This is a genomic window from Nocardioides sp. Leaf285 (assembly GCF_001422955.1).
Classification (GTDB): domain Bacteria; phylum Actinomycetota; class Actinomycetes; order Propionibacteriales; family Nocardioidaceae; genus Nocardioides; species Nocardioides kribbensis.
Genome location: NZ_LMNH01000004.1, coordinates 32,203 through 57,837, shown reverse-complemented (window position 1 = coordinate 57,837; position 25,635 = coordinate 32,203). Strand labels below are relative to the sequence as shown.

Sequence of the window (25,635 nt, the reverse complement as noted above, 5' to 3'; positions counted from 1 at the left end):
ATCGTGGTCGTGACCTCGGTCCTCGACCGGTGAGCGGCGCGACGGGAGGGGCCCTGGAGGAGGCGCTCGCGCGCCTGCGGGCGCCCTTGCTCGACCCCGAGCGGCTCGTGCGCGCGGTCGCGTCGGGCCGGCGCAAGGGCCAGGAGCCGCCGCGGTGGCGGCGCCTCGAGCTGCGCCACGTCGACCTCAAGGCCGGGCCCCACCTGCAGGTCACGGCCTACGACGCCACGCAGGCCCACACCTCCAACCACGCCCTCACCGGCGCCGACGCCGCCGACGCCCTCGACGCGCTGCTGGCGCTGCCCTTCGGCAACTGGCACGTCGAGACCACGACCGAGACGGTGCAGCTGCGGGTGACCAAGAAGCTCGACGCCGTCGTGCACACCGCGCGCCGTGCCGAGGCCGTCGCGGTCGACCGCGCCCACGACCGCGACAAGCCCCGGCTGCTGGCCGAGGACGACCCCGTCTTCCGCGAGCTCGGCCTGACCGACGCCCAGGGGCGGCTCAAGCCCACCCGACAGGCGAAGTACCGCCAGGTCGAGGAGTTCCTCCGGCTGCTCGACGCCTCGATCACCGAGGCCCGGGCCAAGGGTCACCTGCGCCGGCCGACGCCCGAGGACCCGCTGCGGATCGTTGACCTCGGCTGCGGCAACGCCTACCTCACCTTCGCCGCCCAGCGCTTCCTCACCGCCACCCGCGGCCTGCCGGTGGTCGTCACGGGGGCCGACGTCAAGGAGCAGTCGCGCGAGCACAACAGCGCCGTGGCCGCCCGCCTCGGCGTCGACGCGGAGTTCGTGGTCGGCTCGATCGCCGACGTCGAGCTCCCGCAGCCGCCCGACGTGGTGCTGGCGCTGCACGCCTGCGACACCGCCACCGACGAGGCGCTGGCGCGGGCCGTGGGCTGGGAGGCACCGCTGGTGCTCGCCGCGCCCTGCTGCCACCACGACGTCGCCGCCCAGCTGCGACGCCTGCCCACCCCGGCGCCCTGGGCCATGCTCACCCGCCACGGCATCCTGCGCGAGCGCCTCGCCGACACCCTCACCGACGGCCTGCGCGCCTCGCTGCTGCGCCAGCGCGGCTACCGCGTCGACGTCGTGCAGTTCGTGGAGAGCCAGCACACCCCGCGCAACACCATGCTGCGCGCCGTGCGCACCGGGGGCGAGGCCCCCGAGGCGCGCGAGGAGTACGACGAGCTCGTGGGCGCCTGGGGCGTTCGGCCCCGCCTCGCCGAGCTGCTCGAGGCCGACCGGGCCGGTGCGTGAGCGCGTGATCGACGGCCTGCTCGCCGCAGCGGTCGCGCTGCCCTTCGCCGTGGGCCTCGGGGTCGGGCCGGGCGGACCCGACGCCGAGGTCGCCTTCGCCTTCCGCGACCCCGCCGTCGTGGAGTCGAGCGGCCTGGTCGCCCGCGACGGGCTCGTGCTCACCACCAACGACTCCGGCGACACCGGGCGCGTCTTCGCCGTCGACCCCGCCACGGGCCGCACCGTGGGGGTCACCACCTGGAGCCAGGACCCCGTCGACGTCGAGGCGCTCGCCCCCGCCGACGGGCCCGGCGCGCGACCCGGCGAGGTCTGGGTCGGCGACATCGGCGACAACCCCGGCGAGCGGACCTCGGTGTCGGTGAGCCGCGTGGCCGTGGGCCGGGGCGCGCTGGGGGCCGCGGGCACGACGTACGAGCTGGTCTACCCCGACGGCGGGCAGGACGCCGAGACGCTGCTGGTGGAGCCGCGCAGCGGGCGGCTGCTGGTGGCCTCCAAGGCCTTCCTGGGCGGCACGCTCTACCGCGCCCCGGCGCGGCTCTCGCCCGACGCCCCCAACCGGCTCGAGCCGGTCGGCTCGGTGCTGTCGATCGCCACCGACGGCGCCTTCTTCCCCGACGGGCGCCACCTCGTGGTGCGCGGCTACGGCGGCGCGGTCGTCTACGCCTGGCCCTCGATGGAGGAGGTCGCCGACCTCGACCTGCCCGCGCAGCAGCAGGGCGAGGGGATCGCGGTCGACGAGGACGGGCGGGTGCTGCTCTCCAGCGAGGGGCAGTACGCCGAGGTGCTGGAGCTCGACCTGCCCGCGGACGTGCGGGCCGTCGTCGACGGCTCCGTCGCCGACCGGGCCGACCGGGCCGGCCAGGCCGACCGCGCCGGACGGGAGGCCGGGCGCGACCCCGACCTCGTCACCGTGACCGACACCGCGGAGCTGACCCTGCTCACCGGCTGGATGCTCGGGGGCGCGCTGGCGGTGCTGGGCCTGCTGGTGGGGCTCGTGGTGCTGCTGCTGCGCCGTCGCCGCTGAGGGTGAGCCGCGGGCGCGGGGGCGCTCCTAGTCTCGGGCCATGGTCCGCCTGCGCCGCACCTCACCCGACCAGCCGGGGTGGACGCGTCGCCGCGCGGGCAGCGGCTTCAGCTACCTCGACGCGGCCGGCGACCGGCTGCCGGCCGACGACGCCCAGCGGGTGCGCGACCTCGTCATCCCGCCGGCGTGGCAGGACGTCTGGGTCACCCCCCACGCCAACGGCCACCTGCAGGCGGTCGGCACCGACGAGGCCGGGCGCCGGCAGTACCTCTACCACCCCGAGTGGCGCACCCGGCGCGACGCGGAGAAGTTCGACCGGATGCTGGAGTTCGGGAAGGCCCTGACCCGGGCCCGCGAGCTGGTGGTGGCCGACCTCGGCCGCGAGGGCATGCCGCTGGAGCGCGCGTGCGCCGCCGCCGTCCGGCTGATCGACCTGGGCTACTTCCGCATCGGCAACGACGTCTACGCCGACACCAACGGCAGCTTCGGGCTCACCACCCTCGAGCGTCGGCACGTGCGACGGCGCCAGGAGCAGCTGGTGTTCACCTTCGTGGGCAAGTCGGGGGTCTCCCACGAGATCCGCATCGACGACGCCGTGGTCATCGAGGCGATCGAGGTGATGCGGCGCCGCCGCGGCGAGGACCTGCGGCTGCTGTCCTACCGCACCGGGCGCTCGTGGCGCTCGGTGCTGCCGGAGCTGGTCAACGAGTACGTCCGCTCCTCAACGGGGATCGAGGCCACGGCCAAGGACTTCCGCACCTGGCACGCGACCGTGCTGGCCGCGGCCGCCCTGGCCGAGACCCCCGAGCACGGGGAGACCCGGGCCTCGCAGAAGCGGGCGGTGTCGGGGGCGATGAAGGAGGTCTCCTCCTTCCTCGGCAACACCCCCACGCTGGCGCGCTCCTCCTACGTCGACCCCCGCGTGATCGAGGCCTACGAGGACGGCCGCACCATCGTCGGCACCACCCGGCGCCACCACGACAGCCCCGACGTGCGGCAGGCCGCCCTGGAGCGTGCGACCCTGAGGTTGATCAAGGAGAGCTGAGCCCCCCGTCGGGGGGCCGCTCCTGGTCGACCGTCCCGGCTACCGGGGCGGCAGGACGGAGCACCATGCAGCTCAACGTCGTCGAGGGCGACCTCACCACCCAGCGCGTCGACGCGGTCGTCAACGCCGCCAACACCGCGATGCGCGGCGGGGGAGGCGTCGACGGCGCCATCCACCGCGTCGGCGGGCCCGCGGTGCTCGCCGACTGCGTCGCGCGCTTCCCCGACGGGCTGGCCACCGGCGACGCCGGCTGGACCACCGCCGGCGACCTGCCCGCCCGCTGGGTCATCCACGTCGTGGGTCCCGACCACGCGGCGGGCCAGACCGACCGCGGGCTTCTCGAGTCCTGCTACCGCCGTGCGCTCGAGGTCGCCGACGAGCTCGGGGTGCGCACGATGGCCTTCCCGCTGGTCAGCGCCGGGGTCTACGGCTGGCCCCGCGCCGACGCCGTGGCCGCGGCGATCGAGACCCTGCGCGCGACCCCCACTCAGGTGGAGACGGCCACCATCGTCGCCTTCGGCCGCACGGCCTACGTCGACGTGCGCTCGGTGCTGGGCCGCTAGGCGCGTCTGCTCAGGAGTGCTCGACGACCCAGTCGACGCAGGCGGTGAGGGCGCGCACGTCGTCGGGGTCGATCGCGGGGAACATCGCCACGCGCAGCTGGTTGCGGCCCAGGCTGCGGTAGGGGTCGACGTCGACCACGCCGTGCTCGCGCAGCGTCGCGATCACCGCGGGGGCGTCGACGTCCTCGTCGAGGTCGATCGTGCCGACGACCAGCGAGCGGTGGTCGGGGTCGGCGACGAACGGCGTGGCGTAGGACGAGGCCTCGGCCCACGCGTAGAGCGCGCCCGAGGACTCCGTGGTGCGCGCGACCATGGCGTCGAGCCCGCCCTGGGCGTGCATCCAGTCCAGCTGCTCGGCCATGAGGAAGAGCGTGGCGACGGCGGGGGTGTTGTAGGTCTGCTGCTTGCGCGAGTTGCTGATCGCGGTGGGCAGGTCGAGGAACGCCGGCACGTGGCGCCCGCCCGCCGCGACCTCCTCGGCCCGCGCCAGGGCCGCCGGCGACATCAGGGCCACCCAGAGCCCGCCGTCGGAGGCGAACCCCTTCTGGGGCGCGAAGTAGTAGACGTCGCTCTGGGCGACGTCGACGGGCAGCCCGCCCGCACCCGAGGTGGCGTCGACGAGCACCAGCGACCCCGGGTCGGTGCCCTCGGGTCGCAGCACCGGGGTCATCACGCCCGTCGAGGTCTCGTTGTGGGCCCAGGCGTAGGCGTCGACGCCGGCCTCGGCGGCCGGGGCCGGCCGCGAGCCCGGCGCGGAGGAGATCACCGACGGCTCCTCGAGCCAGGGTGCGGCCGTGGCGGCCGTGGCGAACTTGGAGGAGAACTCCCCGCAGACCAGGTGCTGGCTGCGGCGGGTGAGCAGGCCGTGGGTGGCGACGTCCCAGAAGGCGGTGGACCCGCCGTTGCCCAGCACGACCTCGTAGCCCTCCGGCAGGTCGAAGAGACCTGCGACGCCCTCCATGACCCGGCCGACCAGGCCGCGCACCGGCGCCTGGCGGTGCGAGGTGCCCATGAGCGTGGACCCGGTGGCGGCCAGGGCGTCGAGGTGGGACTGCTGCACCTTGGAGGGGCCCGACCCGAAGCGCCCGTCGGCGGGCAGCAGGTGGTCGGGGATGCGCGGCGAGCGGGTCATGTGCTTCTTCCGTCGAGGGCGGCACGGCCGGGGCCGCCCGGTGGATCGGGCGGTCCTATTCTGTCACCGCGCCACCCCCGGCCCCTCGCGCCGCCAACCCTCGGGAGAGCCCATGACCCCCCACGACCCCTCCGCCCGCAGCGCGCCGGCCACCGGTCGGCGTACGCCGGCGCAGGCCGCGGCGCTCGTGGCCGGCGTGCTCCTGCTCCTCGGCGGGCTGGTCGCCCTGGTGGTCGGTTTCACCGGCTCCGTCGGGTCGCAGTCGGAGCCCTTCCCCGCCCCCGGCGCCGACGACGGGCCGGGCTCCGACCTGCTGCTCTTCGCGGGCGGCGGACTGGCCATGGTGGTCGGTCTCGGCGTGGTCGCGTTCGCCCGGGCCGCCGCGTTCCGATCGGCCGGCGGCTGGTCGCGGGTGGTGGTCGAGCAGGGCTTCGGCAGCTCACCGCCCAGGACCTCGGCGCCGCCCGAGACCGTGCGGACCCGCACCTGCGCTCGCTGCGGAGCGCTCAACGACGAGGAGGCGCGGTTCTGTGACCGCTGCGGCACCGGGCTCTGAGCCTGTCGGCGAGCCCGACCCCGGCCGGCGCGTGGCGGCCGGGACGCTGGAGGTCGTGCGCGTGCCGGCCGACCACCCCGACGCGGTGCGGCTCGTCGAGGAGGTCCAGGCCGAGTACGTCGCGCGCTACGGCTCGCCCGACGCCAGCCCCTTCGACCAGGAGGTCTTCGCGCTGCCCTCGGGCGCCTTCTTCGTGGGCTACCTCGACGGCGACGCGGTCGCCACCGGCGCTTGGCGCCGCAGCCCGGTGGAGGCGCTGGGATCAGCGGTCACCGCCGAGGTCAAGCGGATGTACGTCGTGCCGCGCGCCCAGCGCCGGGGCCTGGCCCGCCGGATGCTGGCCCACCTCGAGGCCACCGCGGCCGAGGCCGGCGTGGAGGTGCTGGTGCTGGAGACCGGCACGCTGCAGCCCGAGGCGATCGCGCTCTACACCTCGGCGGGCTACGTGCCGGTGCCCGGCTTCGGCCACTACCGCGACTCGCCGCTCTCGCGCTGCTTCGCCACCGACCTGCGCGGGCGCGCCACCACGAGGTAGCGGTCGTCGCTGATCTCGCGGCCCCACAGCGCGGGGTCGACGAGCGGGGTGTGGGCCGGCTCGAGGTCGGCCGCCTCGGCCAGCGCCACGCACTCCGCGCCGGTGATGCCGGCTCCGGTTGACCAGCTGCCCTCGACCAGCACGAGCACGCCGCCGGGGCGCAGCAGCGCCGTCCAGCGCCGCAGCACCGCCACCGGGTCGGGCAGGGCCCACAGCACGTGGCGGCACAGGACGACGTCGTAGGAGTCGGCCGTCAGGGGCGGGTGGGCGGCGTCGCCGGGGAGCACCCGCACGGGCGACCCGGGCAGCCCGGCCACCTTGGCCCGGGCCCGCTCGAGCATGGCGGGGGAGAAGTCGACGGCATCGACGTGGTGACCGGCGCGGGCGAGCAGCGCGCTGAGGGTGGCGGTGCCGCAGCCGAGCTCGGCCACCCGGGCCGGGGCCGGCGGTAGCAGGGGCAGCAGCAGCGCCGACCACGCGGCGCGCACCGCCGGGTCGCGCAGGCCGTGGTCGGCGGGGTCGTCGTAGGCCGCCGCCTCGCCGTCCCACACCGCGATGCGCCCGGCCAGCCCGGGGTCGTCGGTCGGCTCGGATCGGGGCAGTCCGCTCAGGTCGTCCACGCCGCGACCGTAAAGACGGTCACCGACACCCGCCACCCGGCGCCCCCGCGCCGCCCCCTCCCTGGACCGACCATGACCCAGCACCAGCACCAGCACCAGCACCAGCACCTGAGGGCCGCCGCGGCGGCCCTCGTGACCCTCGTCGTCCTGCTCGGCGCCGCGCTCGTGCCGGGCGCGGCGCACGCCGAGCCCCGCCCGCTGGAGGACTACGCCTCCTACCAGCCGCAGACCCGCTGCTCGCCCCAGGCCAAGCCGGGCACGGTGGCGCTGGGGCGCTGGCTGGTGCGCCACCACGGCGGCGGCTTCGGCCGGATCGGGTCGACCTGCTCGAAGCACACCACCTCCGAGCACCAGGAGGGCCGCGCCTTCGACTGGATGATGAGCGCGCGGACCAAGGCCGACCGCCGCGAGGTGAAGGAGGTCTTCGAGCGGCTCTTCCGCGCCGACGGGGCCGGGCGCGAGGACGCCTGGGCGCGCCGGATGGGCATCATGTACCTGATCTGGGACGACGAGATCTACAGCGCGTGGAACGCCTTCGAGCCCGCGCCCTACCTCAGCTCGTCGTGCGCCACGAAGAAGAAGTGCAGCCAGACGCTGCGCCACCGCGACCACGTGCACGTCTCCCTCACCCGCCGGGCCGGGCGCGGCCTCACCAGCTGGTACGACGACCGGCTCCCCGCGAAGGACTGAGCCCCCCGTCCCGGAGGGAGCGAGGGGCTCAGTCGGTGCGGAGCGGGCTCAGCCGGCCCACTCGGCCTTCCAGCCGTCGACCTCGTCGGCGCCGCGGGCGGCGGGGCCGGTGTAGATCGCCGAGGGGCGGATGAGGCGGCCCGTGCGCTTCTGCTCGAGGATGTGCGCCGACCAGCCGCCGGTGCGGGCGCAGGTGAACATCGAGGTGAACATGTTCGCCGGGACCTCGGCGAAGTCGAGGACGATCGCGGCCCAGAACTCCACGTTGGTCTCGAGCACGCGGTCGGGGCGGCGCTCGCGCAGCTCGGCCAGCGCGGCCTTCTCCAGGGCCTCGGCCACCTCGTAGCGGGGGGCGTCGAGCTCCTTGGCGGTGCGGCGCAGCACGCGGGCGCGGGGGTCCTCGGCGCGGTAGACGCGGTGGCCGAAGCCCATGAGCCGCTCGCCGCGGTCGAGCAGGCCCTTGACGTAGGCCTCGGCGTCGCCGGACTCCTCGACGTCGCTGATCATGCCGAGCACGCGGCTCGGGGCGCCGCCGTGCAGCGGGCCGCTCATCGCGCCGATGGCGCCGGAGAAGGCCGCGGCGACGTCGGCGCCGGTGGAGGTGATGACGCGGGCGGTGAAGGTGGAGGCGTTCATGCCGTGCTCGGCGGCGCTGCTCCAGTAGGCGTCGATGGCCTTGACGTGCTGCGGGTCGGCCTCGCCCTTCCAGCGGATGAGGAACTTCTCGGCGAGGGTCGCGCCCTCGTCCACGAGCTTCTGGGGCACCACGGGGGCGTGCAGGCCGCGGGCGGACTGGGCGGCGTAGGAGAGGACCATGACGGCGACGCGGCCGAGGTCCTCGCGGGCCTGCTCGTCGGAGATATCGTAGGTCTGGCCGAAGCCGAAGGCGGGGGCGAGCATGGCCACGGCGGCCTGGACGTCGACGCGCACGTCGCCGGTGTGCACGGGCAGGTTGTAGGGCTCGGCGGGGGCCAGGCCCGGGGCGTAGGTGCCGTCGATCAGCAGGCCCCAGATGTTCTCGAACGGCACCCGGCCGACGATGTCCTCGATGTCGACGCCGCGGTAGCGGAGCGCGGACCCCTCCTTGTCGGGCTCGGCGATCTCCGTCTCGAAGGCGACGACGCCTTCCAGTCCGTGGTGTACCTCGGGCATGCGTTCGACTCCTGTGTCGGATGGTCAGAGGGGGTCGCCGCGGTGGGCAACCTCGGCATTGTGTCAGCCGTCCTACTGTCAGGTACATGGCCACCGACCTGCGAACGCTCCGCCACGAGTACGCCGCCCGCGGCCTCGCCGAGACCGAGCTGACCGACGACCCGCTCGAGCTCTTCCGCACCTGGCTGGAGGAGGCCGTGGCGGCCGGGATCGGCGAGCCCAACGCCGTCGTCGTCTCGACCGTCACCGCCGCCGGCACCCCGACCTCGCGCACCGTGCTGCTCAAGGGCCTGCACGGCGGCGACGACGGGGACGGGGGCCGGGACGAGGGTTTCGTGTTCTACACCAACCACTCCTCCGCCAAGGGCCGCGACCTCGACGCCCGCCCCGGCTGCGCGCTGCTCTTCCCCTGGCACGACCTCGAGCGCCAGGTCCGCGTGGAGGGCACGGCGGCCCGGCTCCCGCGGGCCGAGGTCGAGGCCTACTTCGCGGTGCGTCCGCGCGGCTCCCAGCTGGGTGCCTGGGCCTCCCACCAGTCCTCGGAGGTGGCCGACCGCGCCGAGCTGGAGCGGGCCTACGCCGCCGCCGAGCAGCGTTTCGCGGGCGGCGACGTGCCCGTGCCGGAGGAGTGGGGCGGCTACGTCGTGCGCCCCGAGGTCGTGGAGTTCTGGCAGGGCCGGCCCAGCCGCCTGCACGACCGGCTGGTCTACCGGCGCGAGGGCGCCGGCTGGACCACGCGGCGCCTGGCGCCCTGAGCGTCCCTCGCCCGGCCGTGGCCCCACGGTCGTGCCGCCCGGTCGTCTCAGACCGGGCGGGTGGCGGTGATGCCGCCGTCGACCGGCAGGTCGACCCCGTGGAGGTAGGCGGCCGCGGGGGAGACCAGCCACGTGACCGCGGCGGCGACCTCCTCCGGTCGCCCCGCGCGACCGGCGGGGGTGCCCGCGACCATCGAGGCGATGACGTCGCCGTCGGAGTCGTTGATGGGGGTGCGGGTCGGGCCCGGTGAGACGGTGTTGACCCGGACGCCGCGCGGGCCGAACTCGGCCGCCCAGCTGCGCGCCAGCTGCGCCTCGGCGGCCTTGGTGGCGGAGTAGAGGCCGACGAAGGGGTGCCCCACGCCGGCCATCCAGGAGCCGATCACCACGATGCAGGCGCCGTCGCGCCCGAGCATGCCCGGCGCCAGGGCGGCCGTCAGCACGTGCGGCGCGCGGACGTTGACCGCCAGCGCGGTGTCGAGGTCCTCGTCGGTGAGGCCGAGCGTGTCCACCGGCGGGCACACCGCGGCGTTGTGCACGAGGACGTCGACACCCCCGCCGAGCACCTCGGTGACCTCGCCGGCGAAGCGGCGCAGGTCGGCGTACGACGCGGTGAGGTCGGCCGCGACCCAGTCGGCGCGGCCGCCGGCGGCGCGGAGCCGCTCGACCACGGCCGTGCCGCGGGCGACGTCGCGGCCGCTGACGACGACGTGGGCCCCGGCGGCGGCGAGGTCGGTCGCGATCGCCGCGCCGATGCCGCTGCTGGAGCCGGTGACGAGGGCGGTGCGGCCGGCGAGGAAGCGGGCGGGGTCGGTGGCGGGGTCGGTGGCGGGGTCGGTGGTGGGGGACGTGGGGGCGGTGGTGGGTCCGGTGGAGGTCACCGCGCCAGCCAACGGGCTCGGTGGGCCGTGCGCCAGGGCGGGTCCGACCTGGGCACGCCAGGACCAGGCAGGGGCCGCGCGGCGCGCCTAGGCTGGGGTGATGGGACGGGACCGGGCGGAGCTGGGGGCGTTCCTGCGCTCGCGGCGTGACCGGCTGACCCCGGCGCAGGCGGGGATGGACCCGTTCCCGGGGCCGCGGCGCGTGCCGGGCCTGCGCAAGGAGGAGCTGGCCGTGCTGGCCGGGGTCAGCCCCGACTACTACAGCCGCCTCGAGCAGGGGCGGCAGGCCAACGTCTCGCGCGAGGTGCTCGACGCGCTCGCCCGGGCGCTGCGACTCGACGAGACCGAGCAGGCCCACCTGGTCGACCTGGCGGGACCGCCCGCCCGCACCGCGCGGTCCACCACCGCGTCGCAGCGTCCCGACCCGGGACTGCTGCGGCTGATGACCGCGCTCGACCACCTGCCCGTGGTGCTGCTGGGCCAGCGCACCGAGGTGCTGGCCGCCAACGCACTGCTGGCGGCGGTGCTGAGACCGCTGGCGCCGGGCACGTCGTTCGTGCGCTTCCTCTTCCTGGATCCGCTCGCCAGGGAGCGGATCGTGAACTGGGAGCACTTCGCCGCCACCGCCGTGGCCGCGCTGCGCCGTGACCTCGGCCGCCATCCCCACGACGCGCGGCTGCGCGACCTGGTGGCCGAGCTGCGCCGCGACCCCGACGTGGAGCGCTGGTGGGTCGACCACGCCGTGCGCGACTACGCCTCGGTGGCCAAGCAGATCGCGCACCCGGTGGCGGGCGACCTGGCCTTCGACATCGAGATCGTCTCCCCGCCCCACGACCAGGACCAGCGTCTGGTCGTCTACACCGCGCAGCCCGACTCGCGCACCGCGCGGGTGCTGCCGATGCTGGCCAGCTGGCAGGGCGCCTCGGCGCCCGCCTGAGCCGACCCGTGCCGCCTCGTCCTGTCGCTCAGGCCTCGGGTGCGGCGCTGAGGGCGGCGAGGGTCAGGGCGACGTGCCACACCAGGGGCAGCGACCCCGCCTCCCGCGGCGTGGCCCACCGGTGGGCGTCGTGCTCGTGCGCGCTGAGCCGTACCTCGACGGGCGGTCCGGTCTCCTGCAGCGCGTAGGTGAGGGTGTGGAAGACCAGGTCGCGGCCCTCGGTGTCGCGGTTGCGGTGGTGGCTGACCTCGGCGCCGGCGCGCACCCTCAGCCCCGCCTCCTCCCAGCACTCCCGCACCGCGGCCGCGGTCGGTGACTCGCCGGGCTCGACCGTGCCGCCCGGCACGTCCCACTGCCCGCCGAGGTAGCGCCCCTCACGGCGCCTGAGCAGCAGGTACCGCCCGCCGCGCTCCACGAGGCCGTGGGCGACGAAGCGGTCGGTCCCGTCGCTCGACCGCTGCGCGGCGCTGGCGTCCTCCACGCCTCGAGCGTAGACCGCTCCTACCCCCTAGGGGTATATGTTCGGTGCGTGGGACCACCCGAGGAGGAGACGATGAGCACCACCCAGGACCACCAGTACGACCACCAGCACGACCACCAGGGCGACGCGGGGCACGACCTCGGGTCACGATCGATGGCCGTGAGTGCGACGCTGCACTGCCTCACCGGCTGCGCCGTCGGCGAGATCCTCGGGCTGACGATCGGCACCGCGATCGGCCTGAGCACGGGCTGGACCGTGCTGCTCGCCGTCTCGCTCGCCTTCTTCTTCGGCTACCTCCTCTCGACCCTGCCGCTCCTGCGGGCCGGGCTGGGGCTCGGCGTCGCGCTGTCGGTGGTGCTCGCCGCCGACACGCTCTCGATCGCCACGATGGAGCTGGTCGACAACGCCGTCATGGCGCTCATCCCGGGCGCCATGGACGCGGGGCTGGTCAACACCACCTTCTGGCTGTCGATGTCGATCGCCCTGCTCGCCGCCTTCGCGGCGGCCTACCCCGTCAACCGGCGGCTCCTCGCCCGCGGCAAGGGGCACGCCCTCACGCACGCCTTCCACGCGACGACGGTCGAGGTGGTGGGGCTGCGGCGATTCGTGCCCGCCCCCGCCACCTCCACGCTGGTCGCGGCCATCGCGGCGTTCATGCTCGGCGGCTTCGTGGTCTCGTTGGCCGACGAGCTCGGAGGTGGGGACGGTGGCGCCCACGCCGGCGCCGCGCCGACCTCGGTCGTCGGGCGGTCAGTCGAAGGCCGGTGAGCGGCCGGTCGGTGAGTGCTGCGACCCGACGTGCTCCCGGGGACGGGCGCCGCCGACGGCTCACCGGTCACGACTCCGTCGTGGGCACTGTCGCGTACCCGCCCCGAGGAAGGTCCTCCGCAGGTCGCGAAGTGGCGGCGAACGACAGGCTGGTGGCCCTCCGGTGCGTCGTCTGCCGCCACTTCGTCGCGGGTGTCGCCACTCCACCGCGGGCCCTGCCGCGCACGCCCCGAGGAAGGTCGTCCGCTGGTCGTGGAGTGGTGGCGAACGACAGGCTGGCGGCCCTATGGGGCGTCGTCTGCCGCCACTTCGTCGCGGGCGTTGGGGCGCACCCGTCCCGGTCGCCGGGCTCGGCCGGTCGTGGAGTGGCGGCGAACGGCAGGCTGGTGGCCCTCGGGTGCGTCGTTTGCCGCCACTTCGTCGCGGGCGTGGGGCGCACCCGTCCCGGTCGACGGGCTCGGCAGGTCGTGGAGTGGCGGCGAATGACAGCTCGGTGGCGCCCGCGTGTGTCGTTTGCCGCCACTTGTCGCTGGTGTCGGCGCGCGCCGGCTGCGGGGGGCGTCCGTCGTGGGCGCCGCGACCCCACTGCTGGCGCGCCGCACCGCGGTGGGTGTTGGGGCGCGCCCGACCTGGCGGGGCTGGTCGTGGAATGGCGGCGAATGACAGCTCGGTGGCGCCCGCGTGCGTCGTTTGCCGCCACTTGTCGCGGACGTCGGCGCGCGCCGGCTGTCGGGGGCGTCCGTCGTGGGCGCCGCGACTCCACCGTGGGTGCCGCGCCGGCGCTGGCGGGGGTCGTCCGCTGGTCGCCGAGTGGCGGCGAACGACAGGCTGGTGACCCTCCGGCTCGTCGTTTGCCGCCACTTGTCGGGGGTGGCGGAGCGCGTCGGCTGCGGTGGACATCGGTCGCGGGCGCCGCGAGTCCACCGTGGCTGTCAGGCGCGCCGGACCCGGCGGGGGTCGTCAGTCGCGGGAGCCGGCGCGCCACTGCTCCGGCGGGCGGGCGGTCGCGGCGGGTGGCGGAAGGGCGGCGTACAGCGGGTCGGCGGCCCCGAGCCGTCCTGGGCCGCCACCTCTGCGCAGGAGGTCCGGACAGCCTTGTGAGTGAGCGCTCACTCATCTACGCTCGAGGGCATGCCTCCCCGCGCCGCGCCGATGACCCCGCAGGAGCGCCACGACCAGCTGGTCGACGTCACCCTGCGCCTGCTGCGCGAGCACGGCCGCGCGGTGACCACGAAGCAGATCGCGGAGGCCGCGGGGATCGCGGAGGGCACGATCTTCCGGGTCGTGGCCAGCAAGGACGAGCTGGTCGACGCGGCGCTCGTGCGGGCCTTCGACCACGGCGCGATCTTCGACCGCATCGCCGAGATCGACCCTGCGCTCGACCTGCGCGACCGGATGGTGCGCCTGGTGTCGATCCTGCAGCAGCGCTTCCGCGCGACCTTCGGGCTGATCCGCAAGGTCGGGATGCTCGGGCCGCCCGCCCACCTGCACGACTCCGCCGAGGCCGACGCCGTGCGGGCCCGGCTCGAGCGGGCGTGCGTCGAGCTGGTCGGTGCCGACGCCGAGCACCTGAGCGTCGAGCCGGGGGAGATGGTGCACCGGCTGCGCCTGCTCACCTTCGCCGGCAGCCACGAGCAGGTGGCCGACGGCCGCCTGCTGAGTCCCGAGGAGATCGTCGATACCGTGCTGACCGGACTGCTCGCCCCCGCTGCGAGGCCCACCTGCGCCGACCCCGCCGCCCCGGTCGACCCCGTCGGCCCGGCCGAGCGCGCCACCACACCGGCGCGGCCCGCGCGGCCGGTGCGGGAGGAGGCGTCGTGCTGATCCCGCTGCTGCGCGAGCGCCTCGCGGCGTACCGGCCCTGGCTGCTGGCCGTGGTCGGGCTCCAGTTCGTCGGCGTGCTGGCGATGCTCTACCTCCCCAGCCTCAACGCCGACATCATCGACCGCGGGATCGCCACCGGCGACACCGCCTACATCTGGCGCGTCGGCGCCGTCATGCTCGCGGTCTCGGTGGTGCAGATCGTGTGCTCGGTGGGCGCCGCCTGGTTCGGGGCGCGTACGGCGATGAGCCTCGGTCGCGACCTGCGCGGGGAGCTCTTCGCCCGGGTCGGCACCTTCTCCAAGCGCGAGGTCGACCACTTCGGTGCGCCCTCGCTGATCACCCGCGGCACCAACGACGTGCAGCAGGTGCAGATGCTCGTGCTGATGGCCTGCCTCATCGCGGTGTCGAGCCCGATCATGATGGTGGGCGGCGTCGTGATGGCGCTGCGCGAGGACGTCGGGCTGGGCTGGGTGCTCGCCGTGGTCGTGCCGGCGCTCTTCGTGACGGTCGGCTTCGTGGTGAGCCGCATGGTGCCGAGCTTCCGGCTGATGCAGTCGCGCATCGACGAGGTCAACCGCGTCCTGCGCGAGCAGATCACCGGGGTGCGCGTGGTGCGCGCCTTCGTGCGCGAGCCCCACGAGACCGAGCGCTTCGCGGGCGCCAACGCCGACCTGACCGCCGTGGCGACCCGGGCCGGGCGCTGGCTGGCCGCGATGTTCCCGCTGGTGATGATCGTGGTCAACGTCTCCAGCGTGGCGGTCATCTGGTTCGGCGGGCAGCGCGTCGACAGCGGCCAGATGGAGGTCGGGGCGCTGACGGCCTTCCTGTCCTACCTGATGCAGATCCTGATGTCGGTGATGATGGCGACCTTCATGCTCATGCAGGTGCCGCGCTCGGCGGTGTGCGCCGACCGGATCGCGGAGGTGCTCGGCACGTCGAGCTCGGTGGTGCCCTCGGCCGCGCCGACCACGCCCGACCCCGCCCGCCGCGGCCACCTCGACCTGGTCGACGTCGGCTTCTCCTACCCCGGCGCGGAGTCGCCGGTGCTCTCGGGGGTCACCGTCTCGGCCCGGCCGGGGCAGGTGGTGGCCGTCGTCGGCTCGACCGGCTCGGGCAAGTCCACCCTGGTCAACCTCGTGCCCCGCCTGGTCGACGCCACGGCCGGCCAGGTGCGGGTGGCCGGCGTCGACGTGCGCGACCTCGACCCCGACGTGCTGTGGGAGCAGATCGGGCTCGTGCCCCAGCAGGGCTACCTCTTCAGCGGCACCATCCGCTCCAACCTCCGGCACGGCCGCGCCGACGCCGGTGACGAGGAGCTGTGGCGCGCGCTCGAGATCGCCCAGGCCCGCGACTTCGTCGAGCGGCTGCCCGAGGGCCTGGAGGCGCCGGTGGCCCAGGGCGGCACCAACTTCTCCGGGGGGCAGCGCCAGCGCCTCGCGATCGCGCGCGCCGTGGTGCGCCGCCCCGGGCTCTACCTCTTCGACGACTCCTTCTCCGCCCTCGACCTGGCCACCGACGCGCGGCTGCGCGCCGCGCTGCGGCCCGTGACCCGCGACGCCACCGTCGTGGTCGTGGCGCAGCGGATCTCGACCGTGCGCGACGCCGACCTCGTCGTCGTGCTCGACGACGGGCGGGTGGTCGGCCAGGGCACCCACGAGGAGCTGCTCGCCTCGTGCCCGACCTACCAGGAGATCGTGGCCTCGCAGGAGAGCGCGACCGCGGGGGCGGGCGCGTGAGCACGACCGAGGAGCGCCCCGGCCAGCTGCGCGCGACCGACCGGCCCCCGCCGCCGGCGGGAGGCCCCGGCCGCGGCCCGATGGGCGGCGGGGGCGTGGCGCAGAAGGCCATGGACTTCGGCCCGTCGGCCAAGCGCCTGGTCGCGCGGCTGCGCCCGGAGCGCACCGCGGCGCTGCTCGTGGTCGCCCTCGGCGTGGTCAGCGTGCTGCTCATGGCCGTCGGCCCCCGCATCCTGGGGCGCGCCACCGACCTCGTCTTCGCGGGCCTGCTGGGCCGTCAGTACGCCGGGGCCGACGCGGCCGACCTCCCCGACGCCGCCCGCGGGCTCGACGTCGTGCCCGGGCGCGGCGTCGACTTCGACGCCGTCGGCCAGGTGCTGCTGCTGGCCCTCGGGGTCTACGTCGCGGCCTCGCTGCTGGCCTTCCTGCAGGGCTACGTGCTCAACGGGGTGGTGCAGCGCACCGTCTACCGGATGCGCGAGGAGGTCGAGGAGACCCTCAACCGGCTACCCCTCACCTACTTCGACCGCAGCCCCCGCGGCGAGCTGCTCAGCCGGGTCACCAACGACATCGACAACGTCAGCCAGACCCTCCAGCAGACGATGAGCCAGCTGCTCACCTCGCTGATGACCGTGGTGGCCGTGCTCGCGATGATGCTGTGGATCTCCCCGCTGCTGGCCCTCGTGGCGCTGGTGTCGGTGCCGCTGTCGCTGCTGGTGACCCGGGCCATCATGCGCCGCTCGCAGGGCCAGTTCGTGGCCCAGTGGAAGCGCACCGGCCAGCTCAACGCCCAGGTCGAGGAGGCCTTCTCCGGTCACGAGCTGGTCAGCGTCTTCGGTCGTCGCCGCGAGGTCGAGCAGCGCTTCACCGAGGAGAACGACGCGCTCTTCGACGCCAGCTTCCGCGCGCAGTTCGTCAGCGGCCTGATCATGCCGGCGATGATGTTCATCGGGAACCTCAACTACGTCGTCGTCGCCGTCGTGGGCGCCCTGCGCGTGGCCAGCGGCTCGCTGACCCTGGGCGAGGTCCAGGCCTTCGTGCAGTACACCCGCCAGTTCACCCAGCCGCTCACCACCGTCGCCTCGATGGCCAACCTGCTGCAGTCGGGCGTCGCCTCGGCCGAGCGGGTCTTCGAGCTGCTCGACGCCGACCTCGAGCGCCCCGACCCGGACGAGGCGACCGGGGCCGGGGGCACGACGGTGGCTGCGGGCTCCGGCGTACGACGCGGTGAGGTGGCCTTCGAGCACGTGTCGTTCTCCTACAGCCCCGACCGCGAGCTCATCACCGACCTCTCCCTCGTGGCCCGGCCGGGCCAGACCGTGGCCATCGTCGGGCCCACCGGGGCGGGCAAGACCACGCTGGTCAACCTCGTCATGCGCTTCTACGAGCTCGACGGCGGCCGCATCACCCTCGACGGCGTCGACGTGTCGTCGATGTCGCGGGCGCGGCTGCGCGGGCAGATCGGCATGGTGCTCCAGGACACCTGGCTCTTCGAGGGCACCATCCGCGACAACATCGCCTACGGCCGGCCGGGGGCGTCGGCCGACGACGTGCTCGAGGCCGCGCGGGCGACCTTCGTCGACCGCTTCGTGCGCTCGCTGCCCGAGGGCTACGACACCGTCGTCGACGAGTCGGGCTCCAACCTCTCCGCGGGGGAGCGCCAGCTCGTCACGATCGCCCGGGCCTTCCTCACCGCGCCCGCGCTGCTCATCCTCGACGAGGCGACGTCGTCGGTCGACACCCGCACCGAGGTGCTGGTGCAGCACGCGATGGCGGCGCTGCGCGCCGACCGCACGTCGTTCGTCATCGCCCACCGGCTCTCCACCATCCGCGACGCCGACCTCATCCTGGTGATGGAGGACGGGGCCATCGTCGAGCAGGGCACCCACGAGGAGCTGCTCGCCGCCGCCGGGGCCTACGCCCGGCTGCACGCCAGCCAGTTCGCCGCGGTCGAGGCCCCGGCCGACGGGGCGGTCCGGGGGTCGGTCCAGGGGCCCGACGAAAACCCCTTGTGACGCCGCCGACGTCGACCTACCGTGGTCGCACACGGGAAAGGAGGTGGTCCGAAGAATGATTTCTTCTAGGACGCGTGAGGTGGCTGCCCGCTAGCAGCCCAGCGCCAACGAGGGGTGGAAGTCCCTCCGGCTGCTGGTGAATCCTCAGCAGTCACCCGACCCGCAGGTGATCCGGTCGCACGTCCGCCGGAGCGGCTCCCCGGAGCCACACCTGCGGGTCGTCCCACGTCCGGGCCCGTTCACTGGACCCGTTCACCGGACCCGTTCACTGGGCGGGTAGCTCCTCGGTCGGGGCCTCGTCGGCCGGCACGACGGCCGGCTGCGCGGCCGGCGGCTCGCCGACCATCATCGCCACCAGCGAGATCGCGACCCAGCAGACCACGACGGCCACGAGCCAGCGAGTGACGGCCACGTCGACGGTGACCGCGCCCGAGACGAACCCGCCGTAGAGCGCGGGGGAGGCGACGAGCGCCGCGGCGCCGAGCACCGGGCCGGAGAGCAGGTTCACGAGGTGACCTCCATGACGCGCTCGCCGCTGACCACGCCCGCGGAGCGGACCTGGGCGGTGCCGGTGAGCTCGGGGTAGGACAGCACGGGCAGCCGGTCGACCGCCGGTCGGATGAGACGGCGTACGGCGGGCCGCAGCCCGGGCGCGCACACCAGCACGGGGCGCACGTTGCGGTTCTCGGCGTCGACCAGCAGCTGGGCCAGCCCGCCGATGACCGTCTGGAGGGTCACCGGGTCGAGCGCGATCATGGCGCCCTGCTCGGTGATGCGCAGGCACTCGAGCATCCGCTGCTCGAACTGCGGCTCGAAGCTGATCACGTGCACGACGCCGTCGACCAGGTGCGGCGCGACCACGGCCGGGCCGAGCGCGGCCCGGGCGGCCTCGACGAGGCCGTCGAGGTCCTTGCTCGACTGCGCCTTGAGCGAGAGCGCCTCGTAGATGCGCACCAGGTCGCGGATCGAGATGCCCTCGTCGAGCAGGTGCTGGAGCACCCGCTGCACCTCGCCCAGCGACAGGGCGCCCGGGGTGAGCTCCTCGACGACGTTGGGGTGGCTGCGCTTGACCACGTCGGTGAGCATCCGCACGTCCTCGCGGCCCAGCAGGCGCGCAGCGTGGGAGGAGACCACCTCGGCCAGGTGGGTGGTGATGACGGCGCTGCGGTCGACGACGGTGGCGCCGCTGAGCTCGGCCTGGCTGCGCAGCTCGGCGGGGATCCACTTCGCGTCGAGGCCGAAGACCGGCTCCTGCGTGGGCTCACCGGGCAGCGAGCCCAGGAAGTCGCCGATGGCCAGCACGGTGCCCGGGGGCGCCTCGCCGCGCGCGACCTCGATGTCGAAGAGCTTGATGACGTAGGTGCGCGAGGGCAGGTCGAGGTTGTCGCGGGTGCGCACGAGCGGCACCACCACGCCGAGCTCGCCGGCGACCTTGCGGCGCAGCGCCTTGACCCGCTCGAGCAGGTCGCCGCCGGAGCCGACGTCGACGAGGTCGATGATGTCGGCCGAGAGCTCCAGGCCCAGCGGGTCGACCTGGATCTCCTCGGCGAGGGTCTCGGGGTGGTCGCGCGAGGGCGCCTCGATCGCGGCGGCCTCCGCGGCGGCGGCCAGCGCCGCCGGGCTGCCGGGGGTGGCGGGGGCGTCGTCGGGCACGCGGGTCGAGAGCAGCAGCAGCGCCCCGCCGGTGAGCAGGAAGGGGATCTTGGGCAGGCCCGGGATCAGGCAGAGCGCCATGCCCGCGAAGCCGGCGATGCGCAGCGGCATCCGGTTGGCGGTGATCTGGCGGACGATGTCGGAGCCCATGTCGCCCTCGCCGGCGCTGCGGGTGACGACCAGGCCGGTGGCCACCGACAGCAGCAGGGCGGGGATCTGCGAGACCAGGCCGTCACCGACCGTCAGCAGCGAGTACGTCGTCACCGCGTCGCCGGCCGACATGCCCATCTGGGCCATGCCGACGGCGAAGCCGCCGACGAGGTTGACCAGCGTGATGATGATGGCCGCGATCGCGTCGCCCTTGACGAACTTCGAGGCGCCGTCCATCGCGCCGTAGAAGTCGGCCTCGGCGTGTACCTCGGCGCGGCGCTGGCGGGCCTGGTCCTCGTCGATGAGACCGGAGTTGAGGTCGGCGTCGATGGCCATCTGCTTGCCGGGCATCGCGTCGAGGGTGAAGCGGGCGCCGACCTCCGCGACGCGGCCCGCGCCGTTGGTGATGACGACGAACTGGATGATCAGCAGGATCGAGAAGATGATCAGCCCGACGATGAGCGAGCCGCCCACCACGAAGTGGCCGAAGGTCTCGATCACCTTGCCGGCGTAGCCGTCGATGAGCACCAGCCGGGTCGCGCTCACGTTGAGTGCCAGGCGGAAGAGCGTCATCACCAGCAGCAGCGCCGGGAACGACGCGAAGTCGAGCGGGCGGGTCACGAACATCGCCGTGAGCAGGATGAGCAGCGCGCCGGTGATGTTGGCGGCGATGAGGAGGTCGAGCACGGCGGCCGGCAGCGGGATGACCAGCATCACGACGATCATGACGATGCCGACGGGCACGCCGAGCTGGGTCAGCCGCTTGAGCGAGCCGTCCATGGAGCCGCCTTCCGGGGTCGTCTGCGTCAGGGGCGATCGGGTCGATCGCGGGTCCCCGCCGTCCGTGGCGCAGCCGACACCGTCCTGGCGTCGCCCGGCCTATCGGCTGCTTGGCGCCGGGCCTGAGGAAATGGCCGGGACGACCGGAGCGGTACGCCGCCGGCGCCGGCCCGCCCGGGGCACGGTGGGCAGCGCGGCGTCGAGGCGCGGGCTGCGGTGGCTGCCGCCGCGGCGGCCCTGGCGCTTGCGGCTGATCACGAAGGCCAGCACGTGGGCCACCGCGCCGAAGAGCTCGGCGGGGATCTCGTGGCCGACCTCGCAGGAGGCGTGCAGCGCCCGGGCCAGCGGCACGTCCTGCACCAGCGGCACCTCGGCCTCGGTGGCGACCTCGCGGATGCGCGCCGCGACCGCGCCGGCCCCGCGGGCCACCACGAGGGGGGCGCCGCGCTGGGCGTCGTACCTCAGGGCCACGGCGACGTGGGTGGGGTTGACGAGCACGACGTCGGCGGTGGGCACGTCGGCGATCATGCGGTTGCGGGCGGCGGCGAGCTGGCGGGCGCGGATGGCGCTCTTCACCAGCGGGTCGCCCTCCGACATCTTGTGCTCCTGCTTGACCTCGTCCTTGGTCATGCGGGTCTGCTTGCCGACCCGGCGCCGCTGCATGCCGTAGTCGACGCCGGCCAGCAGCACGCCGGCGACGGCGACGTTGCGCAGCAGGGCGAGCGCGTGCTCGCCGCCCGCGGTGAGCACGACGCCCATCGGCACCATGCCGCCCAGCAGCGGCATCAGCGCCTTGATCGAGGACCAGACCAGGATCGCGACGACCGAGCACTTGGCCAGCATCTTCACGCCCTCCCACAGCGCCTGCGGGCCGAAGATGCGCTTGGCGCCCTTGATCGGGTCGAGCTTGGAGAAGGTGGGCTTGACCGCCTTGGTGGCGAGGTAGAAGCCGCCCTGGGCCAGGGTGCCGGCGACGCTGACGACCGCGACGGCCGAGGCGAGCACGACCAGGGCCAGGAAGGCCCCGCCCACGCCCTCGCCCAGCAGCGCCATCGCCCGCTCCGGGGAGGGGTCCTCCACCGCGCGCAGGCAGGCGGTCATCAGCCGCTGCATCGCGTCGAGCTCGCGGGTCAGCAGCAGCGGCATCACCATCGCGGCCAGGGTCAGCGCGATCCACGGGCCGAGCTCCTGGGTGCGCGCGACCTGGCCCTCCTTGCGCGACTCCTTGAGCTTCTTCGGTGTCGGCTTCTCGGTCTTCTCCCCGCTGGACCCGCTCACCTCAGCCTCCTCCCGCGAAGGCCGCGGTGAGCTCGAGGGAGAGCTCGACCAGGCGGCGCACCAGGCCCGGCAGCACCGGGAACGACAGGCCGAGCAGCATGAGGGTCAGGCCGATCTTGGCCGGGAACATCACGTTGATGGCGTTGAGCTGCGGCGCGACCTTGGTCATCAGGGCCAGGCCGAGGTCGGCGACGAAGAGCACCGCGATCATCGGCAGGGCGACCTGCACGGCGGTGACGAAGAAGACCCCGAAGGCGCGCAGCAGCAGGTCGGCGCCGCCGTCGAGGTCGGGCGTCCGGCCGATGGGCAGCATCTCGAAGGTCCGCAGCAGCCCGCCCACGACGAGCAGGTGGCCGCCGCTGACGAAGAGCAGCACCGTGGCCAGCATCTGGTGGAACTTGCCGAAGACGGTGTTCATGTTCATCGCCAGCGGGTCGAAGGCGGCGGCCAGCGCGAACCCGCCGAAGACGTCGATGATGCTGCCCGCCGCCGCCACGGCGGCGAACAGCAGCGAGGTCAGGAAGCCCATCGACAGCCCGATCATCACCTGGGTCAGCACGGTGGTGAGGAGCCCGAAGGTGTCGACCGGGATGGTGGAGTCGGCCATGAGCGGCGCCACGGCGAAGGCCAGCCCCAGGCTGAGGACGACCTTGGCCGTGGTCGGGATCGACCGCGACGCGAAGGGCGGCACGACCACCAGCCACGCGACGATGCGCACCGCGGCCAGCACGAAGGCCAGCAGCGGCTCGCCCGCGACGGTGACGGTCATCTGGTGCTCGCTCGGTCTCGGTCTGGGTCTCGGTCTGGGGCGGGGTCTGGTGCGGGTCGGGGGCTGGTCCGGTGGCCGGCTCAGGCGAGCAGGCGCGGGATCATGTCGAAGAGGTCCTGGGTGAAGACCACGAGCGTGTGGAGCATCCAGTTGCCGCTGACCAGGATGGCGATGCCGACGGCCACGACCTTCGGCACGAAGGCGAGCGTGAACTCCTGGATCTGGGTCATCGACTGGAACAGCGAGACCGCGAAGCCGACCGCGAGGGCGGTCACCAGGATCGGCGCGGAGAGCTTGAGCGCGACCATCATGGTCTGCATCGCGATCTCGATGATGGCGGTGTCGGTCATCGGCGTGGGTCCCTCGGACAGGCGGCGGTGGCGCGCGGGGTGGTGGCGGGGTGGTGGCGGCGTGGTGGGCGCGGGGCGGTGGGGGCAGCTAGGTGGTGCCGTAGCTCGACACGAGCGCCTTGATCACCAGGGCCCAGCCGTCGACCAGCACGAAGAGCAGCAGCTTGAAGGGCAGGGAGACCATCACCGGCGGCATCATCATCATGCCCAGCGCCATCAGCGCCCCGCTCACGACGATGTCGATGACGAGGAAGGGGATGAAGATGATGAAGCCGATGATGAAGGCGGCCTTGAGCTCGCTGAGGATGAAGGCCGGCACGAGGGTGGTCATGCCGACGTCGTCGCGGTTGTCCGGCAGGTCGCGGCGCGCGACGTTGGTGAGCAGCCGCAGCTCCTCGTCGCCGGTCTGGTCGAGCATGAACTCGCGCAGCGGCTCGATGCCGTCCTCGAAGGACTGCGCCGAGGTCTTGTCGCCGTCGAGGTAGGGCTGCACGCCCGCGTCGTTCATGGCCGACAGCGTCGGGGTCATGATGAAGAGGCTGAGGAAGAGCGCCAGCCCGGCGAGCACCTGGTTGGGCGGGGTCTGCTGCAGGCCCAGCGCGTTGCGGGTCAGGCCCAGCACGATGAGGATCTTGGTGAAGCTGGTGCAGGTCAGCAGGATCGCCGGCGCCAGCGACAGCAGGGTCAGCGTGACCAGCAGGGTCACCGAGGAGCTGGGCTTGTCGGTGAGGCCGGTGAGGTCGATGGTGACGTCGCCGCCGGGGTCGGCGGTCGGGCCGGCGGGGCCGGTGGGCCCGGCACCGGGCCGCTGGGCGCCCGTGCCGGCCGGCGCGGGGTCGGTGGCTCCGGCGGTCGGGGCGGGGGAGGCCGGGGCGGTCGGCGCCGGGGCGAGGTCGGTGGCCGAGGCGGGAGCGGACGCGCCGAGCAGCAGCACGGCGGTCGCGGCGAGGGTGACGAGACCGGTCACGAGGGCAGCGGCGACCAGCGCGCCCACCCGTCGGGGGGCCCGGGTCGCGCGCCCGAGGCGCGCCGGGGTCACGACGCGCGCCCCGACACCGCGGCGAGGGCCTGCCGCCAGGTCTGGGGGGAGAGGACCGATCCGGCCAGCGGGCCCGACGTGGTGGGCGTCGCCGGGGCCGTGCCGCGGGCAGCGGGCCGGGCGGGGGCGGGGGCCGGCGCGGGGGTCGCGGGGGCGGCCGGCGCGGCCTGGGTGGCGGCGGGCTCCGTGACCGTACGGCGCGCGCGCCGCACCAGGCCGCGGGCCGTGCGGCGCTCGGCGCGGGTCGCGCGCCCGGGGCCGGCCGCCGGTGCCTCAGTGCCGGGCGTGGCGCCGGTGGTGGCGGTGCCGGTCGCGTCGGCCGCGGTGGTGGTGAGGGGCGTGGGGTCGGCCAGCCACGCGGCGAGCTGGGCCGCGAAGTCGTCGGCCGCGGGGGCCGCGGTGGCCGGGGTCGCTGTGTCGACGGTGACGGTGGCTGCCGTGGTGGCGGCGGTCGCGGTCTCCTGGGCGAGCAGCAGCTCGGCGGGGTTGACAGCCGGGACCGCCACGGCCGCGGCCGCGGGGAGCCCGGAGACCGTGGCAGGCGCGGTGGCTCCGAGCGGGGGAGCGGGGACGGCGGCGGTGCCCGCCGCGGGCAGGACCGCGGGCACGACCGCGGGCACGACCGCCGGCACGTCTGCGGGCACGTCTGCGGGTGCCGCGACGGCGGGAGCGACCGGGGTGGCGCCGGCGCCGAGGGCCGGGGCGGTGGTGGCGACCCGGTGACGGGCGACGACGCGGGGAGCGGTCGGGTCGGGGCGCACGGGCTCGAAGGCGGCCGCGGGGGCCGGGCCGGTGAGGGCCGGGTGGTCGGAGCGGTGGCGGCCCGACACGGCGGCCGCGGCGAGCGACCCGGTGTCGACGGCGGTGTCCGGAGCGGTGAGCCCGCCGGTGAGGTCGCCGGTGAGGTCGTGGGCGGTCTCGGCGGCCGTCCCGACGGTGGCCTCGCCCGTGGGGCGGGGGCCGGCTCCGGCGCTGGTGCCGGCCGGGGCGAGACGGCCGAGGATCGCGGCGGCGTGGCCGGCGTAGGGGCCCGGCTGCTCGCCGAGGGCGGGCAGGACCGCCGCGACGGCCGGAGCGGTCGACGCGGACGGGGCGGACGGGACCGGAGCGGCGTCGTCGGTGACGACGGTGACCGCCGTCCCCTGCTGCTGCGGGCCCTCGCTCCTGTGGTCGACCGGGTCCCCGAGGTCGGTGGGGGAGGTCTGCTCGGGCTGCTCGGTGGCGGGCTCGGGCTCGTCGGCGGGGGCGGGCACGACGCTGAGCGAGGGCAGCGCGGTCACGGTGGCGAGCCGGGGCGACCGCGTGGTCACGTCCTCGCGGTCGCCGTCGCCGGTGCCGGTGCCGGCGTCGGCGTCGGTGTCGAGCGCGGCGCCGTCCTGTCCGGCAACGGTGGCGGCCTCGTCGGCGTCGAGCTCGGCGAGCACGCGCACCTGCTGCTCGGTGGTGCCGAGGACCAGGGTGCGGCCGCCGACGGTGACCACGGTGAGCGCGGAGCCGCGGCCCAGCTGCTGGCGGTGGAGCACCTGCACGGCGGCGCCGGCGCGGCCGGAGAAGCGGCGCGCGCCGAGGCGGGCGATGAGCAGCAGCAGCCCCACGACCACCGCCAGCGACACCACCATCCGGAGGGCGAGCTCGGCCAT

Annotated in this window: 25 protein-coding genes; 13 read left to right on the top strand and 12 right to left on the bottom strand. The window is 74.8% G+C overall.

The genetic code is table 11. From position 1 onward, the window contains the following. Positions 1-29: 29 nt before the first annotated feature. The 4 genes from ASF47_RS14580 (at position 30) to ASF47_RS14565 (ending at position 3,894) form a co-directional block, all read left to right on the top strand. Positions 30-1,262 carry a class I SAM-dependent methyltransferase gene (locus ASF47_RS14580; protein WP_056864766.1) on the top strand — a complete coding sequence of 411 codons (1,233 nt, stop codon included), beginning with the start codon at positions 30-32 and terminating at the stop codon, positions 1,260-1,262. Continuing rightward, positions 1,255-2,286 carry a hypothetical protein gene (locus ASF47_RS14575; protein ID WP_056864765.1) on the top strand — a complete coding sequence of 344 codons (1,032 nt, stop codon included), beginning with the start codon at positions 1,255-1,257 and terminating at the stop codon, positions 2,284-2,286. Before ASF47_RS14580 ends, ASF47_RS14575 begins: the two co-directional genes overlap by 8 nt. Before the next feature lie 40 nt (positions 2,287-2,326). Beyond that, on the top strand, positions 2,327-3,331 hold the full coding sequence (locus ASF47_RS14570) for a DNA topoisomerase IB (RefSeq protein WP_056864764.1): 1,005 nt from the start codon (positions 2,327-2,329) through the stop codon (positions 3,329-3,331). A 65-nt stretch (positions 3,332-3,396) separates the two neighbouring features. Further along, a complete protein-coding gene (locus ASF47_RS14565) occupies positions 3,397-3,894 on the top strand; it encodes a macro domain-containing protein (protein ID WP_056864763.1) in 498 nt (165 codons plus the stop codon). 10 nt (positions 3,895-3,904) lie between these two features. Here ASF47_RS14565 and serC read toward each other — a convergent pair whose 3' ends face one another. Beyond that, the gene (serC, locus tag ASF47_RS14560) at positions 3,905-5,026 is read right to left on the bottom strand and encodes a phosphoserine transaminase (RefSeq protein WP_056864762.1); all 1,122 of its coding nucleotides are present in this window, start codon (positions 5,024-5,026) and stop codon (positions 3,905-3,907) included. A 112-nt stretch (positions 5,027-5,138) separates the two neighbouring features. Between serC and ASF47_RS14555 the strand changes: the two genes are divergently transcribed. Next, positions 5,139-5,582 (top strand): zinc ribbon domain-containing protein, encoded by a 444-nt coding sequence (locus ASF47_RS14555; RefSeq protein ID WP_056864761.1) that lies wholly within the window; start codon positions 5,139-5,141, stop codon positions 5,580-5,582. Next, the gene (locus tag ASF47_RS14550; protein WP_228942321.1) at positions 5,557-6,117 is read left to right on the top strand and encodes a GNAT family N-acetyltransferase; all 561 of its coding nucleotides are present in this window, start codon (positions 5,557-5,559) and stop codon (positions 6,115-6,117) included. The genes ASF47_RS14555 and ASF47_RS14550 overlap by 26 nt, the downstream gene beginning before the upstream one ends. On the opposite strand, the gene ASF47_RS14545 is transcribed toward ASF47_RS14550, so the two are convergent. Beyond that, positions 6,051-6,737, bottom strand: a complete 687-nt coding sequence (locus ASF47_RS14545; protein WP_200919141.1) for a class I SAM-dependent methyltransferase — start codon at positions 6,735-6,737, stop codon at positions 6,051-6,053. The two genes, ASF47_RS14550 and ASF47_RS14545, sit on opposite strands and share 67 nt — an antisense overlap. 72 nt (positions 6,738-6,809) lie before the next feature. Here ASF47_RS14545 and ASF47_RS14540 point away from each other — a divergent pair, with 72 nt between their 5' ends. Then, positions 6,810-7,427: a hypothetical protein gene (locus tag ASF47_RS14540; protein WP_056864760.1), complete on the top strand. Its 618-nt coding sequence runs from the start codon at positions 6,810-6,812 to the stop codon at positions 7,425-7,427. A gap of 48 nt (positions 7,428-7,475) precedes the next feature. Here the strand turns inward: ASF47_RS14540 and ASF47_RS14535 are convergent, their stop codons facing one another. Further along, on the bottom strand, positions 7,476-8,579 hold the full coding sequence (locus tag ASF47_RS14535) for a citrate synthase 2 (RefSeq protein ID WP_056864759.1): 1,104 nt from the start codon (positions 8,577-8,579) through the stop codon (positions 7,476-7,478). 86 nt (positions 8,580-8,665) lie between these two features. Here ASF47_RS14535 and pdxH point away from each other — a divergent pair, with 86 nt between their 5' ends. Then, positions 8,666-9,334 (top strand): pyridoxamine 5'-phosphate oxidase, encoded by a 669-nt coding sequence (gene pdxH / locus ASF47_RS14530; RefSeq protein WP_056864758.1) that lies wholly within the window; start codon positions 8,666-8,668, stop codon positions 9,332-9,334. A 47-nt stretch (positions 9,335-9,381) separates the two neighbouring features. On the opposite strand, the gene ASF47_RS14525 is transcribed toward pdxH, so the two are convergent. Next, complete coding sequence (locus tag ASF47_RS14525) at positions 9,382-10,215, bottom strand: SDR family NAD(P)-dependent oxidoreductase (protein ID WP_082500369.1); 834 nt, start codon at positions 10,213-10,215, stop codon at positions 9,382-9,384. A 100-nt stretch (positions 10,216-10,315) separates the two neighbouring features. Between ASF47_RS14525 and ASF47_RS14520 the strand changes: the two genes are divergently transcribed. After that, positions 10,316-11,152, top strand: a complete 837-nt coding sequence (locus ASF47_RS14520) for a helix-turn-helix transcriptional regulator (protein WP_056865220.1) — start codon at positions 10,316-10,318, stop codon at positions 11,150-11,152. 28 nt (positions 11,153-11,180) lie between these two features. Here ASF47_RS14520 and ASF47_RS14515 read toward each other — a convergent pair whose 3' ends face one another. Then, positions 11,181-11,633, bottom strand: a complete 453-nt coding sequence (locus ASF47_RS14515; protein ID WP_056864757.1) for an NUDIX domain-containing protein — start codon at positions 11,631-11,633, stop codon at positions 11,181-11,183. Positions 11,634-11,705: 72 nt separating this feature from the next. Between ASF47_RS14515 and ASF47_RS14510 the strand changes: the two genes are divergently transcribed. The 4 genes from ASF47_RS14510 to ASF47_RS14495 all read left to right on the top strand — a co-directional run bounded on the left by ASF47_RS14510 (position 11,706) and on the right by ASF47_RS14495 (position 17,976). Next, the gene (locus ASF47_RS14510; protein ID WP_235558767.1) at positions 11,706-12,401 is read left to right on the top strand and encodes a DUF4396 domain-containing protein; all 696 of its coding nucleotides are present in this window, start codon (positions 11,706-11,708) and stop codon (positions 12,399-12,401) included. A gap of 1,131 nt (positions 12,402-13,532) precedes the next feature. After that, positions 13,533-14,225, top strand: coding sequence for a TetR/AcrR family transcriptional regulator (locus ASF47_RS14505; RefSeq protein ID WP_082500368.1), 693 nt, complete (start codon positions 13,533-13,535; stop codon positions 14,223-14,225). Next, on the top strand, positions 14,219-15,961 hold the full coding sequence (locus ASF47_RS14500) for an ABC transporter ATP-binding protein (protein ID WP_056864755.1): 1,743 nt from the start codon (positions 14,219-14,221) through the stop codon (positions 15,959-15,961). The genes ASF47_RS14505 and ASF47_RS14500 overlap by 7 nt, the downstream gene beginning before the upstream one ends. 80 nt (positions 15,962-16,041) lie before the next feature. Then, entirely contained in the window at positions 16,042-17,976 is a 1,935-nt protein-coding gene (locus ASF47_RS14495; protein WP_082500465.1) for an ABC transporter ATP-binding protein, read from the top strand. Positions 17,977-18,241: 265 nt separating this feature from the next. On the opposite strand, the gene ASF47_RS21155 is transcribed toward ASF47_RS14495, so the two are convergent. The 7 genes from ASF47_RS21155 to ASF47_RS14460 form a co-directional block, all read right to left on the bottom strand. Beyond that, positions 18,242-18,484: a hypothetical protein gene (locus ASF47_RS21155; protein ID WP_056864753.1), complete on the bottom strand. Its 243-nt coding sequence runs from the start codon at positions 18,482-18,484 to the stop codon at positions 18,242-18,244. Continuing rightward, positions 18,481-20,559 (bottom strand): flagellar biosynthesis protein FlhA, encoded by a 2,079-nt coding sequence (gene flhA, locus ASF47_RS14485; protein WP_056864752.1) that lies wholly within the window; start codon positions 20,557-20,559, stop codon positions 18,481-18,483. The genes ASF47_RS21155 and flhA overlap by 4 nt, the downstream gene beginning before the upstream one ends. 99 nt (positions 20,560-20,658) lie before the next feature. Beyond that, positions 20,659-21,837 (bottom strand): EscU/YscU/HrcU family type III secretion system export apparatus switch protein, encoded by a 1,179-nt coding sequence (locus ASF47_RS14480; RefSeq protein ID WP_056864751.1) that lies wholly within the window; start codon positions 21,835-21,837, stop codon positions 20,659-20,661. Between the two features lies 1 nt (position 21,838). Further along, entirely contained in the window at positions 21,839-22,606 is a 768-nt protein-coding gene (locus ASF47_RS14475; RefSeq protein WP_056864750.1) for a flagellar biosynthetic protein FliR, read from the bottom strand. An 80-nt stretch (positions 22,607-22,686) separates the two neighbouring features. After that, entirely contained in the window at positions 22,687-22,956 is a 270-nt protein-coding gene (locus ASF47_RS14470; protein ID WP_056864749.1) for a flagellar biosynthetic protein FliQ, read from the bottom strand. Positions 22,957-23,044: 88 nt separating this feature from the next. Beyond that, positions 23,045-23,995 carry a flagellar type III secretion system pore protein FliP gene (gene fliP / locus ASF47_RS14465; protein WP_235558766.1) on the bottom strand — a complete coding sequence of 317 codons (951 nt, stop codon included), beginning with the start codon at positions 23,993-23,995 and terminating at the stop codon, positions 23,045-23,047. Further along, complete coding sequence (locus ASF47_RS14460; protein ID WP_056864748.1) at positions 23,992-25,635, bottom strand: flagellar biosynthetic protein FliO; 1,644 nt, start codon at positions 25,633-25,635, stop codon at positions 23,992-23,994. The genes fliP and ASF47_RS14460 overlap by 4 nt, the downstream gene beginning before the upstream one ends.

Coding starts and splice junctions, on each gene's coding strand:
- pdxH (WP_056864758.1), top strand. CDS start 8,666: ATGGCCACCGACCTGCGAACGCTCCGCCACGAGTACGCCGCCCGCGGC.
- serC (WP_056864762.1), bottom strand. CDS start 5,026: ATGACCCGCTCGCCGCGCATCCCCGACCACCTGCTGCCCGCCGACGGG.
- ASF47_RS14495 (WP_082500465.1), top strand. CDS start 16,042: ATGGGCGGCGGGGGCGTGGCGCAGAAGGCCATGGACTTCGGCCCGTCG.
- ASF47_RS14470 (WP_056864749.1), bottom strand. CDS start 22,956: ATGACCGACACCGCCATCATCGAGATCGCGATGCAGACCATGATGGTC.
- ASF47_RS14520 (WP_056865220.1), top strand. CDS start 10,316: ATGGGACGGGACCGGGCGGAGCTGGGGGCGTTCCTGCGCTCGCGGCGT.
- ASF47_RS14535 (WP_056864759.1), bottom strand. CDS start 8,579: ATGCCCGAGGTACACCACGGACTGGAAGGCGTCGTCGCCTTCGAGACG.
- ASF47_RS14540 (WP_056864760.1), top strand. CDS start 6,810: ATGACCCAGCACCAGCACCAGCACCAGCACCAGCACCTGAGGGCCGCC.
- ASF47_RS14505 (WP_082500368.1), top strand. CDS start 13,533: ATGCCTCCCCGCGCCGCGCCGATGACCCCGCAGGAGCGCCACGACCAG.
- ASF47_RS14565 (WP_056864763.1), top strand. CDS start 3,397: ATGCAGCTCAACGTCGTCGAGGGCGACCTCACCACCCAGCGCGTCGAC.
- ASF47_RS14460 (WP_056864748.1), bottom strand. CDS start 25,635: ATGGCCGAGCTCGCCCTCCGGATGGTGGTGTCGCTGGCGGTGGTCGTG.
- flhA (WP_056864752.1), bottom strand. CDS start 20,559: ATGGACGGCTCGCTCAAGCGGCTGACCCAGCTCGGCGTGCCCGTCGGC.
- ASF47_RS14555 (WP_056864761.1), top strand. CDS start 5,139: ATGACCCCCCACGACCCCTCCGCCCGCAGCGCGCCGGCCACCGGTCGG.
- ASF47_RS14570 (WP_056864764.1), top strand. CDS start 2,327: ATGGTCCGCCTGCGCCGCACCTCACCCGACCAGCCGGGGTGGACGCGT.
- ASF47_RS14475 (WP_056864750.1), bottom strand. CDS start 22,606: ATGACCGTCACCGTCGCGGGCGAGCCGCTGCTGGCCTTCGTGCTGGCC.
- ASF47_RS14510 (WP_235558767.1), top strand. CDS start 11,706: ATGAGCACCACCCAGGACCACCAGTACGACCACCAGCACGACCACCAG.